The organism is Pseudolabrys sp. FHR47, from assembly GCF_005153485.1.
Classification (GTDB): domain Bacteria; phylum Pseudomonadota; class Alphaproteobacteria; order Rhizobiales; family Xanthobacteraceae; genus Pseudolabrys.
Genome location: NZ_CP039740.1, coordinates 1,597,772 through 1,609,633, shown reverse-complemented (window position 1 = coordinate 1,609,633; position 11,862 = coordinate 1,597,772). Strand labels below are relative to the sequence as shown.

The 11,862-nt window shown below is 65.6% G+C and carries 11 protein-coding genes; 3 read left to right on the top strand and 8 right to left on the bottom strand.

Annotated elements, in window-relative coordinates:
* Nucleotides 1–48: 48 nt before the first annotated feature.
* From E8Q40_RS07920 to asnB, 4 genes are all read right to left on the bottom strand, one after another.
* Nucleotides 49–1,200, bottom strand: a complete 1,152-nt coding sequence (locus E8Q40_RS07920; protein ID WP_137043868.1) for a DegT/DnrJ/EryC1/StrS aminotransferase family protein — start codon at nucleotides 1,198–1,200, stop codon at nucleotides 49–51.
* Nucleotides 1,201–1,224: 24 nt separating this feature from the next.
* On the bottom strand, nucleotides 1,225–2,214 hold the full coding sequence (locus E8Q40_RS07915; protein ID WP_137043867.1) for a Gfo/Idh/MocA family protein: 990 nt from the start codon (nucleotides 2,212–2,214) through the stop codon (nucleotides 1,225–1,227).
* A 175-nt stretch (nucleotides 2,215–2,389) separates the two neighbouring features.
* Complete coding sequence (locus E8Q40_RS07910) at nucleotides 2,390–3,418, bottom strand: NAD-dependent epimerase (protein WP_137043866.1); 1,029 nt, start codon at nucleotides 3,416–3,418, stop codon at nucleotides 2,390–2,392.
* 31 nt (nucleotides 3,419–3,449) lie between these two features.
* The gene (gene asnB / locus E8Q40_RS07905) at nucleotides 3,450–5,378 is read right to left on the bottom strand and encodes an asparagine synthase (glutamine-hydrolyzing) (RefSeq protein ID WP_137043865.1); all 1,929 of its coding nucleotides are present in this window, start codon (nucleotides 5,376–5,378) and stop codon (nucleotides 3,450–3,452) included.
* 149 nt (nucleotides 5,379–5,527) lie between these two features.
* Here asnB and E8Q40_RS07900 point away from each other — a divergent pair, with 149 nt between their 5' ends.
* The 3 genes from E8Q40_RS07900 to E8Q40_RS22200 are packed head-to-tail and all read left to right on the top strand — an operon-like array spanning nucleotide 5,528 to nucleotide 7,709.
* Nucleotides 5,528–6,676: a glycosyltransferase family 4 protein gene (locus tag E8Q40_RS07900; RefSeq protein WP_137043864.1), complete on the top strand. Its 1,149-nt coding sequence runs from the start codon at nucleotides 5,528–5,530 to the stop codon at nucleotides 6,674–6,676.
* Complete coding sequence (locus E8Q40_RS07895) at nucleotides 6,673–7,539, top strand: glycosyl transferase (protein ID WP_246663033.1); 867 nt, start codon at nucleotides 6,673–6,675, stop codon at nucleotides 7,537–7,539. The genes E8Q40_RS07900 and E8Q40_RS07895 overlap by 4 nt, the downstream gene beginning before the upstream one ends.
* Nucleotides 7,536–7,709, top strand: a complete 174-nt coding sequence (locus E8Q40_RS22200; RefSeq protein WP_246663032.1) for a hypothetical protein — start codon at nucleotides 7,536–7,538, stop codon at nucleotides 7,707–7,709. Before E8Q40_RS07895 ends, E8Q40_RS22200 begins: the two co-directional genes overlap by 4 nt.
* Here the strand turns inward: E8Q40_RS22200 and E8Q40_RS07890 are convergent.
* The 4 genes from E8Q40_RS07890 to rfaE1 are packed head-to-tail and all read right to left on the bottom strand — an operon-like array spanning nucleotide 7,698 to nucleotide 11,841.
* Nucleotides 7,698–8,759 (bottom strand): glycosyltransferase family 9 protein, encoded by a 1,062-nt coding sequence (locus E8Q40_RS07890; RefSeq protein ID WP_137043863.1) that lies wholly within the window; start codon nucleotides 8,757–8,759, stop codon nucleotides 7,698–7,700. The genes E8Q40_RS22200 and E8Q40_RS07890 overlap by 12 nt on opposite strands.
* Complete coding sequence (locus E8Q40_RS07885; protein WP_137043862.1) at nucleotides 8,756–9,601, bottom strand: glycosyltransferase family 2 protein; 846 nt, start codon at nucleotides 9,599–9,601, stop codon at nucleotides 8,756–8,758. The genes E8Q40_RS07890 and E8Q40_RS07885 overlap by 4 nt, the downstream gene beginning before the upstream one ends.
* Nucleotides 9,598–10,347, bottom strand: a complete 750-nt coding sequence (locus E8Q40_RS07880) for a glycosyltransferase family 2 protein (RefSeq protein ID WP_137043861.1) — start codon at nucleotides 10,345–10,347, stop codon at nucleotides 9,598–9,600. Before E8Q40_RS07880 ends, E8Q40_RS07885 begins: the two co-directional genes overlap by 4 nt.
* 21 nt (nucleotides 10,348–10,368) lie before the next feature.
* Nucleotides 10,369–11,841, bottom strand: coding sequence for a D-glycero-beta-D-manno-heptose-7-phosphate kinase (gene rfaE1, locus E8Q40_RS07875; RefSeq protein ID WP_137043860.1), 1,473 nt, complete (start codon nucleotides 11,839–11,841; stop codon nucleotides 10,369–10,371).
* Nucleotides 11,842–11,862 lie beyond the last annotated feature (21 nt).

Below are 11,862 nucleotides of genomic sequence, written 5' to 3'. Positions count from 1 at the left end.
GCCAAGCTCGGCCGGGCGTGCGGCCGAATCAAGGCGCGGCGGAAGGCCTCAGCCGGCCTTCACGGCGCGGCGCACCGCATCGACGATCCGATCCTGGGTCGGCTCGTCCAGATAGGCGTGCATCGGCAGGCTGATGACTTCGTGCGCCAGAGCTTCGCTCACCGCGACGCCGCCCTTACCGACCGGGTAATGCTTGTAGGCCTGCTGGCGGTGCAACGGGATCGGATAATAAATCGCGGTCGGCACGCCTTCGGCCTTGAGCGCGGCGGCGAAGGCGTCGCGCGTTCCGGGCTTGAGGCGGATGGTATACTGCGCCCACACCGACGACATGCCGGCCGGCACCACCGGCACGACGACCATGTCGCGCAAGGCTTCGTTGTAGCGGCGCGCAATACGGTCGCGCGCATCGATCTCATCCGGGAATATCTTGAGCTTTTCGATGAGCACCGCGGCCTGAATGGTGTCGAGCCGCGAGGTCAGTCCGAGACGGACATTATCGTAGCGGTCGCTGCCCATGCCGTGGACACGTACACTGCGCATCAGGTCGGCGAGGTTATCGTCGTCCGTCAACGCCGCGCCGCCGTCGCCATAGCAGCCGAGCGGCTTGGCGGGGAAGAAACTGGTGGCGGTGACGTGGCCGAAGGTGCCGATACGGCGATTGTTATAAGTCGCGCCGAAACCCTGCGCGGCGTCGTCGATGATGAAAAGATCATGGGCTTTGGCGGCGGCGGCGATCGGCCCGTGGTCGGCTGCCTGGCCGAACAAATCGACCGGGATGACCGCCTTGGGCTTGAGGCCAAGCTCGATCGCGGTTTCAACGGCACCGGCAATGTGATCCGGGTTCATGTTGAACGTTACCGGATCGACATCGACAAAGATCGGCGTCGCGCCGACCAGCGCTGCAACTTCGGCGGTCGCGCAGAAGGTGAAGGACGGGCACAGCACGGCATCGCCAGGCCCGATGCCCATGGCGCGCAGCGGCAGCACCAGCGCGTCGGTGCCGCTGGCGCACGACACGGCATGCTTGGCGCCGGCGAAGGCCGCCAGATCGGCTTCAAAGGCTTTCACTTCCGGGCCGAGGATGAACTGGCAGCTGTTCACCACCTTCATCACGGCATTGTCGATCGCACTGCCGAGCCGGCGCCGCTGCGCGGCAAGATCGATAAAGGGAATCGGCGGCAGTTCGGTGCGAACGTTCATGAAGGCGGACCGGATGTTGTTGAACTAAACGGCGACGTTGGCGCGGCGCGCGGCGGCCGGTTGATGGCTGCTCGAGGTCAGGCACTGGATGGCGACTTCGAGGCTGGCAACGCCCTGCTCGCCCGTCACCGACGGCGAGGCACCGGTGCGAATCGCCTGCAGGAAGGCGAGCAGTTCCGAACGCAGCGGTTCGGCATGGCCGACCGACAAATGACGCATCGAATAGCTGCCGTCCGGCTGGAAGCCGAAACACTCGGTGACCTGACGCGTGAGCAGATCGCCCATCACATATTTGCGCCGCGTCGCCACCGTCACGTTGCGCGCCTTGAACGGCGTCAGCCAGTTGGTGTTGATATGCGCCAGCACGCCCGAGGCGGTGCGGAACTGCAGCAGCGCGATGTCCTCGCGCTCGGCGACCGCGCTGGACAGTTGCGGCTGCACTTCGATGATATCGGAGTCGGTGAACCAGCGGATCAGGTCGATGTCGTGGACGGCGAGGTCGATAACGACGCCGACATTCGACATGCGCGGAGGGAACGGACCGACGCGGGTGATGGCGATGGACAGAATGTCCTCGCCGCGGATCGCGTCTTTAATGGCTTCAACCGCTGGGTTGAAGCGCTCGACATGACCGACCATCAAAGTCACGCCTTTGCTGCGCGCCGCATCGATGATCTCGTGGCCCTCTTCCACGGTCGAGGCGATCGGCTTTTCCACCAGCACATGCACGCCGCGCGCGATCGCGGCCAGCGCCACCTCGCGGTGCAGATGAGTGGGCGCGGCGATGGTGATGGCATCGACGCCGAGATCGAGCAGCCCTTCGACATCGGGCACCGCCGCGCAATGCAATGTGCGCGCGACGAAATCGGACTGCTTGGCGTCCGGGTCGGCAACGCCGGCGAGTTCCGCGCCCGGTAGCCCGGCAAGAACGCGGGCGTGGTTGCTGCCCATAACGCCGACGCCGACGACGCCGACGCGCAACGGCCGCGTTTCGATGGTTGAAACCTGTGTCATCGCAAAAAGCCGATCCCCAGCCTTACTCTTGAACCCCGCGTCCCCCTAGCACGCTGGATATAGGCTGGCGACCGCACCTGTGAAATGCGGTGAACACGTTTTGATTCAATGCGTTACAGCGCCGCCGCGCCGCAGACGGCCTGCGCTCCACCGCAAACCAGGCGCCGCGAGAACGCTATGTCAGGCCGTGATAGGCACGATACCAGGCGATGAAGCGCGCAATGCCCTCGGCGATTGGCGTCGACGGCTTGAAGTCGACTTCCTTCATCAGCGCATCGACATCGGCATAGGTCGCCGGCACGTCGCCGGGCTGCATCGGCTCCAGCTCGCGGATCGCCTTCTTGCCGATCGATTTTTCCAGCAATTCGACGACGTCGAGCAGATCAACCGGATTGTTGTTGCCGATGTTGTAGACGCGCCACGGCGCAGTGCTCGAACCCGGATCGGGCTCGTCGCCCGACCAGTTCGGGTCGCTCGCCGCCGGCCGCCCCACCAGGCGGACGATCGACTCGACCACGTCATCGACATAAGTGAAGTCGCGCCGCATCTTGCCGTGGTTGAACAGCTTGATCGGCTTGCCGGCGAGAATGGCGCTGGCGAAGATCCACATCGCCATATCCGGCCGGCCCCATGGTCCGTACACCGTGAAGAAGCGCAAGCCGGTCGTCGGCAGCCTGAACAGATGCGAATAGGAATGCGCCATCAGCTCATTGGCTTTTTTCGAGGCGCCATAGAGGCTGAGCGGATGGTCGACATTGTCGTGCACCGAGAACGGCATGTGCGTATTGCTGCCATAGACCGACGATGACGAAGCATAGAGCAGATGCCGGCAATCGTTATGACGGCAACCTTCCAGCACATTGACGAAGCCGATCAGGTTTGAATCAACATAAGCGTGCGGATCGACCAGCGAATGACGTACCCCGGCCTGAGCGGCCAAATGTACGACGTGCGGGAATTTGTATTGCGCGAATAGATCGGCGGTCGCCTGGCGGTCGGCGAGATCGTGCCGGATGAACGAGAAGCCGTTGTGCTTCCTGAGTTCGGCGAGACGAGCCTCTTTCAGCTTCACGTCGTAATACGGCGTCAGGTTATCGACGCCGATGACGACGCGGCCTTCCTTCAGCAGCGCGGTGGCGACATGAAAGCCGATGAAACCGGCGGCGCCGGTGACCAGGATAGGTTGATTATCGAGTGCCGCCACAGATCGATCCTTTCAACGCCGCGCGTGGACACTAAAGCCCATCCCAGCGGCGGCGCCACGCCTCGTACATCAGAATCGCCCACAAGGCATAGGCCCAGTTACGCCGGCCCGAAAGGTGCGCCTGCCACAGCGCCTGCACCGGCGCCGGATCGATCAGCCCGCCACCAAGGCGCGACGGCGCCAGCAGATCCTCGGCCCAGGGCCGCAGCGGACCGCGCAGCCACTCGGCGAGCGGAATGGCGAAGCCCATCTTCGGCCGCTCCACCAGCGCACGCGGCACGTAGCGGTCGAGCACCCGCCGCAGCAGCCACTTGGTGTCGCCGCCGCGCAGCCGCATGGCGCGCGGCAGCCGCCAGGCGAATTCGACGACGCGATGATCGAGCAGCGGCGGCCGCACCTCCAGCGACACCGCCATCGAAGCACGATCGACCTTGTGCAAGATGTCGTCCGGCAGGAAGGTCAACTGGTCGCACAATTGCAGGCGCTCGACCGAACGGTCTTCGGCCGAGGGCGGCAGGCTCGGCATGGCGACGTCATGCTCGGGCGTGCCGGACATCAAAGATGACGGATCGCGGTTCTGGCTGACCAGGACGCGATAGGCCTCCTCATTGTCGAGCGGCAGCACGGCGGCGAACTTCTTGAGCTTGTCGACCGGCTGCGGCGGCCGCACCTTCGCCGGCAGCAGCGACACGCCGGCTTCGACCAGCGCATCGGGCATGGCATCGAGCACGGCGCCCGCCGCCTGGCGCAGCGCGCGCGGCGAGCGCGACAGATGGCCGGCAAGCCCCTGCCCCAGATTGTAGCGGTTATAGCCGGCGAACAGTTCGTCGCCGCCGTCGCCGGTCAGCGCCACGGTCACGTGCTTGCGCGTCAGCTTCGAAATCAGATGCGTCGGGATCTGCGAGGAGTCGGCGAAGGGCTCGTCATACATGTCGGCGAGCTGCGGCACGACATCGAGCGCGTCCTGTCCGGTCACCATCATGTCGCGATGGTCGGTCTTGAGATGCGCGGCCACGGCGCGGGCGTGCTGGGATTCATCGAAGCCGATATCGGAAAACCCGATCGAGAAGGTACGCACCCGGCCGCGCCCCGCCGCGACCATCAGCGCCACGACCGTCGATGAATCGATGCCGCCCGAAAGGAAGGCGCCGAGCGGCACGTCCGACATCATCTGTCCCGCGACGGCGTCGGCGAGCAGATCGTGCAGTTCGGTTTCCGCCTCAGCATCCGAGCCAGCGAACGGAGCGGCGACGCCGGCCGCGGCAAGGTCGCGCAGCGACCAGTAGATGCGGCGCGACACTTTGCCAGCGGCGTCGATCGAAACGATCTCGCCGGGCATGACCTTCGAGACATTGCGGTAGATCGAATATGGCGCGGGCACATAGGCAAAGCGCAGGAAGCTCGCCACCGATTGCGGATCGGTCTCGAGCGGTACGCCGGCCGCGCGCAGCGCCTTCAGTTCCGATGCGAAGGCCACGCCGCGCGCGTCGTCCGAAAAATAGATCGGCTTGATGCCGAGCCGGTCGCGGATGAGATGGAGCGTGCGGGTCGAGCGATCCCATAGCGCGATGGCGAACATGCCATTGATGTCCGCCAGCGTGCGGTCGATGCCGCGTTTGGCGATAGATTCGAGGATCACCTCGGTATCGGAGGTGCCGCGGAAAGCAAAGCCGGCGAGTTCCGGGCAACGCGCGACCGCATCGCGGTTGTAGACCTCGCCGTTGTAGGAAATCACCCAGCGGCCGTCGGCCGAAATCATCGGCTGGGCACCTGTCGGCGTCAGGTCGACGATAGCGAGACGCCGGTGCACCAGGGCCAGTCCTGCGTCGGCGTCGCACCAGATCGCCCAACTGTCGGGGCCGCGATAGGCAATCGCGTCGCCCATCGCCTGAGCGCGCCGTTCCAGCGCCGCAAGATCGCCCGACCGGACCCGGTCGTAAAAGCCGGCAATGCCGCACATTGAGGCGTCGTCCTGTCAAACTACCGACAGCTAGTGCCTGCCGCATCCACAGCGCCGCGTCAACGGCGCCCGCCCCTTAGCCGATTTCAATCTTGGGCCCGATGTTCTATTGCTTCGCCGTATTCACGCAGCGAGAAACCGGCCCGTCGATGGCGCGAACGATCCTCTATCTCGTCTCCGAAGACTGGTATTTCGTCTCGCACCGGTTGCCGATGGCGCGGGCGGCGTTGGATGTAGGCTTCGACGTCCATGTCGCTACGAGGGTCGACCGCCACGGCGGGACCATCGCCGCCGAAGGCTTCACCCTGCATCCGGTGGCCTGGCGGCGTGGCAGCCTCAATCCGCTGACCTTGCTCGCGAACATCCGCGAGGTCCGCGCGCTGTACCGCCGGCTCAAGCCCGATCTCGTCCACCACGTCGCCCTGGTGCCGTCCGTCCTTGGCTCGATCGCTGCCCTTGGCCTGCCGATGGCCAAGCTCAACGCCTTCGCCGGGCTCGGCTTTGCCTTCACCTCCAATACCGCCAAAGCCCGCGCCATCCGCGCCGTCGCCGCGCCGCTACTGCGTTTCCTGCTCAACCGCCCAGCGACCGCCGTTCTCGTCCAAAATCCCGACGACCGCCAAGCCGTGCTCAACCTCGGCGTCCCGGCGGACAAGGTCGCGCTCATCCCCGGTTCCGGCATCGACGTCGATGAACTGAGGCCCCTGCCCGAGCCCGATGGCCTGTTCACGGTCGGCTTCGTCGGCCGCCTGCTCGACGACAAAGGCGTGCGGCCGCTGGTGCGCGCGCATGAAATCCTCGCCGAACGCGGCATCGCCGTGCGCCTGCTGCTCGCCGGCACGCCCGACCCGTCCAATCCGGCCTCGATCCCGGAAAGCGTCATCGACTCCTGGCGCCACCGCCCCAACCTCGTCGTCATGGGCCATGTCAGCGGCATCGCCTCAGTCTGGGCGCAGGCGCATGTCGGCGTGCTGCCATCGCGCCGCGAGGGCTTGCCGAAGAGCCTTCTTGAGGCCGCCGCCTGTGGCCGTGCCCTCATCGCCACCGACGTCCCCGGCTGCCGCGAGATCGCGCGGCAGGATATCAATGCGCTGCTGGTGCCGGTCGACAATGCCGCAGCGCTCGCCGACGCCATTGAACGACTGATGAAGGACGACGCCTTGCGCCAACGCTTTGCCGCCGAGAGCCGCCGCATGGCGGTCGAGGAATTCTCCAGCGCCCGCATCGGCCGGGAGATCGTCGCGCTCTATAACAAGCTGCTCGGCGCGCCCTCATCCGCCGCGGAGCGTCCGCGATGATCCTCGTCGCGTGGTATCAGATCGTCGGACTCGCGGCCGGCATCATCGCTGCCACGGCGGTGCTCTGCCATCTGCTGCTGCGGCTGCTGTATCCACTCCTGCAGCGCTACGCACTGGCGCTGCCGAACGCACGCTCCTCTCACAAGACGCCGACGCCGCAAGGCGCCGGCATCGGCGTCGTCGCCGCGACGGTGATCGCCGTCCTTGCGATCTTCTTCATGATGGAAGGACTTGGCGATCGCACGCTCTGGATTGTGCTCGGTGCGACCATTGGCATTGCCATCGTCGGTGTGGTCGACGACATCGCGCCGATCGGCGTATTGCCGCGCCTGCTGCTGCAGGCCGCCGCCGTCACGGCGATCCTGATGGCATTGCCCGACGGCATGCGGATCGTGCCGATACTTCCATTCTGGGCGGAGCGCGCGCTGCTCGGCATCGGCGCGCTGTGGTTCGTCAATCTCACCAACTTCATGGACGGCATCGACTGGATCACGGCGGCCGAGACCATCCCGATCACGGCATTCCTGGTCGTGATCAGCGCTTTCGACCAGACATCGGAAGCCGAGATTGCGGTGGCGCTGGTGTTGTGCGGCGCCATGCTCGGCTTCGCGCCGCTCAACCGACCGGTGGCTAAGATGTTTCTCGGCGATGTCGGCAGCCTCGCGATCGGACTGCTGCTCGCCTGGATGCTGATCGGGCTCGGCGGACGCGGCCACATCGCCGCCGCGATCCTGCTGCCGCTTTATTATCTCGCCGACGCGACCATCACGCTGTTCCTTTCGCCTGTCGCGCGGCGAAAAAGATCTGGATCGCGCACCGAACGCATTTCTATCAGCGCGCCACGCAGAATGGCTTCACGGTGATGCAGGTCGTCACGCGCATCTTCGCCGTCAATATCGTGCTCGGCCTGCTGGCGCTGGCGAGCATTCTGTGGAGCGGACCTGCAGTGCAGGTGTTTGCGCTGGCCGGCGGTGCGGCGTTGGTCGCATGGCTGCTCTACATCTTCGCCAAGGGCCGGCCGTCAGCGGCGTGAACCCAGCGCCTCGTCGATCGCAACCATGACCTGCTGCGGCGCCAACGCATCGAGACAGGCGCTGGTGCTTTGAAGCCTGCGCTCGCAGCCTTCGAGCTGACACGGCGTGCAGGGAAAGGCGTGCTGCACCAGCCAGACATTGCCGCGCTGCTGCACCGCGCCGGTGTCCGCCCATAGCGCGCTGAGGCCACCGACCGGCCACGGCCCCCACAGCCGCGGATCGGTCGGCCCAAACAGCGCCACCGTCGGGCAGCCGCAAGCGGCGGCGAGATGCGTCACCGATGTATCGGGACCGATGAAGACCCTGGCACCGGCGAGCAGACCACTGAGCTGCCCCCAGTTGAGCTTGCCATCGAGGCGCGTCACCTCGGCGCCTCGCCAGACATCGTCGAGATAGGCGCGCTCCTGCGCCGCCGGTCCGCCAGTCGCGATCACGGTCACGCCGCGCGCCTTGAGCGACGCCGCAATGTCGCGCCAGCCTTGCGCCGTCCATTGCTTGTAGCGAAACATCGGCGCGGCATGGATGACCGCATAATCGCCCGACGGATTGCCTTCGAACGGCAAGGCGGCCGGCGGCACCAGCCGCGGCACGCGCGCGATGCCGAGCGCATCGGCGAACCGCAGCATGTCCTCGACGCGATGCACGCCGGCGACGACTGGCACTGATTTATGCAGCAGAAATCGCTTGAAAGCCCCGTTCTTCTTCGCTTCCACCGGAGCCATGCGGATGCCGCCGGCGACAAAGGCAAAGAACACCGGGCGGTCGCCCGATTGTGTCGAGATGGCGAGATCGTAGCGTCGCCAGAGCTTCGCCACGAGTGAGAGACTTTGCGTAAAGGATCGGCGCGGCGGCATCGTGACAATGCCGTCGAGATCGGGATTGCCGGCGAGGATGCCGGCCGTGTCGGCAAACACCAGTGCCTCGATGGTCGCGTCCGGCCACGCCTTGCGCAGACTGGCGATCAACGGCGTGGTCAGCAACACATCGCCGAGGCGGCGCAACGCGACCACCAGAATGCGCGGCCGCTCCGGCAATGCGATGCGGTTCATGACGCAGGTATCTCGCCGACGGCCTTCACCCGCAACGCCGACAGCCCGCGTTTGGCGCGGACATCATGGCCCGCCAGCAACTCAGCCAGCTTGCGCTCATTCTCGGACAGCGCCGAACGATCGGCTTCCTTGTGCCAGAGATGAACGACGCCGGTGGCGAAGTTGCCGTCCTTGCGCATGACGCCGGCATGCAGAAGGCGGACGATGAGATCAGAGTCTTCCTTGCCCCAGCCGGCATAGTCGGCATCGAAACCATCGACGGTGTCGAAGTCACGCCGCCAGATGGCGAGGTTGCAGGAGCGAGCGCCCTTCCACTCCCTGGCGCGGAGGCGGCGCAGCGGCCCGAGCGGCAGATGAAGCAGCGCCGAGAGACGATTGACGCCGCCGCGAAAGCGCTCGGCGAGAAACTGGCCGAAGCTCCAGCGCTCCGGCTCCAAGCCCTCGCGCAGCACGCGTTCGGTCAATGCCGGCGACAAGAGGATGCGATTACCCGTGACGAAGGCTCTCGGCTCAGCGAGCTTGCGGTGCTGCGCGATAAAATCCGGCCGCACGATGCAATCGCCATCGAGGAAAACGATGTAGTCGCCGCGCGACGCGAGTACGGCGCGGTTGCGAATTTCGCCGGCACGAAAGCCCTTGTCCTCGTGCCACACATGCTCGACCCGGTGGCCGACCTTCGCCTTCCAGTCATCGACGAGGTCACCGGTCGCCGGCCGCGAGCCATCATCGGCAACAATGACTTCGAAATCCCTGTCGGTCTGATGCGCCAGCGAGCGCAGCACCGCGGCGAGCGCATCCTCGCGGTTATAGGTCGTGACGATGACCGAGATCAGCCCGTTCACCGGTTGCGCCCCGCCAGCCAGGCTTTCATGTAGCGATAATAAGTACCCTCGGCATTGGCGACCGCGAGCAGGAAGCCCTCGCGGCCGTCGAGAAAGCCGCCGCGCAAAATGTATGTGCGGAAGAAGCTCCACAGGCCGTGGGTGATACCACTGGAGAAGCTCACGCGCTTGCCGTGCGCCACCGTCATCGCGGCGTTGGCCGTAGAATAGCGATCCATGCGCGACAGCGCATCCTCGAGCCGCAGCACCGGCGCATGCAACAAATCGTTTTTCAGCCGCGCCACTGGACCATCGCAGATGATGCGTTCGTGGACGCGGTCGTCGGAAAAACGCGCCTTGCCACGCCTGAACAAGCGCAGCACGTAATCCGGATACCAGCCGGAGTGGCGCATCTGCCGACCACAGAAGCTCGACAGCCGCGGCATCTCATAGCCGTCGGCCTTCGCCTCATTCATCGCCTGCGCGATCTCGGTGGCCAGCGCCGGCGTGACGCGCTCGTCGGCATCGATGGAGAACACCCAGTCGCCGGTGGCTTGCGACAACGCGAAGTTCTTCTGAGCGCCGAAGCCATCGAAGGTGCGGGATACGACTCGGGCGCCTTTACCCTCCGCAATTTCCGCCGTGCCATCGGTGCTGCCGCCATCGACCACGACAATGCGCTCGTCGGCGAACGCAACGCTGTCGAGGCAGGCGCCGATATTGGCGGCCTCGTTCTTCGCGATCACGATCACCGACAGGCGCGGCATGCCCGCTCCACCTTCATCGCCTCAGCGGCGGTTACCGTTGCGCGAGCGCTCGACCATCGAGGTCGTGGACTGTCCCGGCACCAGATCGACCAGCACCACCACGCCGCCGAGCGCCTCGACGATATCGTGGCCGACGACCTGCTCGCGCGTGTAATCGCTGCCCTTGACCAGCACGGTCGGCTTCACCTCAGCGATCAGTTCACGCGGCGTATCCTGCTCGAACACGACAACGAGATCGACGGCCTCGAGCGCGGCCAGCACATCGGCGCGCGATTGCGCGTTCTGCACCGGACGGGTCGGGCCCTTCAGGCGAGTCACCGAGGCATCGCTATTGAGTCCGACGACGAGGCGATCGCATTGCGCGCGCGCCTGCGCCAGCAGCTTGACGTGACCGGGATGCAGCAGATCGAAAACGCCGTTGGTGAACCCGATGCGCAAACCCATCTTGCGCCACGCGTCGAGATGTTCGCCGAGCTGCGACCAGTCGAAGACGATCTTCTCTTCGGAGGCGAGCGAAGCTTCCGGCAGGATGCGATGGCGCAGCTCATCAATAGTAAGCGTCGCGGTGCCGCGCTTGCCGACGACAACGGCGGCCGCGGCATTGGCGGCGCGCATCGCGCTTTCGAAGTCGGCGTTCATCGCCAGCATCGCGGCGAGCACGGCGACGACCGTGTCGCCGGCGCCGGACACATCGCGCACCTTCACGGCGTAAGACGGCACATGGATCGGCGCGCCCTCGCCGACCAAAGTCATGCCGTCTTCGCTACGCGTCACCAGCACGGCCTGCGCGCCGAGCGCGTTCTTGAGGCCGAGCGCCGCGTCGGCGACCTCGTCGTCGCTGCGCGCGGCAGTGCCCGTCGCGGCGGCCAGCTCCTGCCGGTTCGGCGTGATCAGAGTCGCGCCGCGATAGATCGAATAGTCGCGGCCCTTGGGATCGACGATGACCGGCTTGCCGGCCTTGTTCGCGGCATCGATCACGGCGCGCACGACGCGCGGCGTCAATGCGCCCTTGGCATAGTCGGACAGCACCACGGCGCCGGCGCGCGGCATGGCCTCGATGGCAAAGCCGATCAGTGCATCCTCTTCGGCGGGCTCGATCGGCGCCGCCATTTCCCAGTCGGCACGCAACAGATGCGCCGAATGATGCTCGGAGACGAAGCGCACCTTGCGCGTGGTCATGCGCCGCGGATCGGTGGCGAGCGAGAACTCGATCAGCGGATGGAGCGACAATGCGCCGGTGAGCGCCTTGCCGGCTTCGTCGTCGCCGACCAAGCCGATGAAGATGCAGCGCGTGCCGAGCGCAACCAGGTTGCGCGCGACATTGCCGGCGCCGCCGATCATCACCTCGGTGCGCTTGACGGCGATCACGGGCGTCGGCGCCTCCGGCGAGATGCGCGACACATCGCCATAGACGAATTCGTCGAGCATCAGATCGCCGATGCAGAGCACCGTCTGCTGCGACAGGCCGGAAAGGTGTTTGTCGAAGTCGAACATACTTATTTCCTACGCATGATC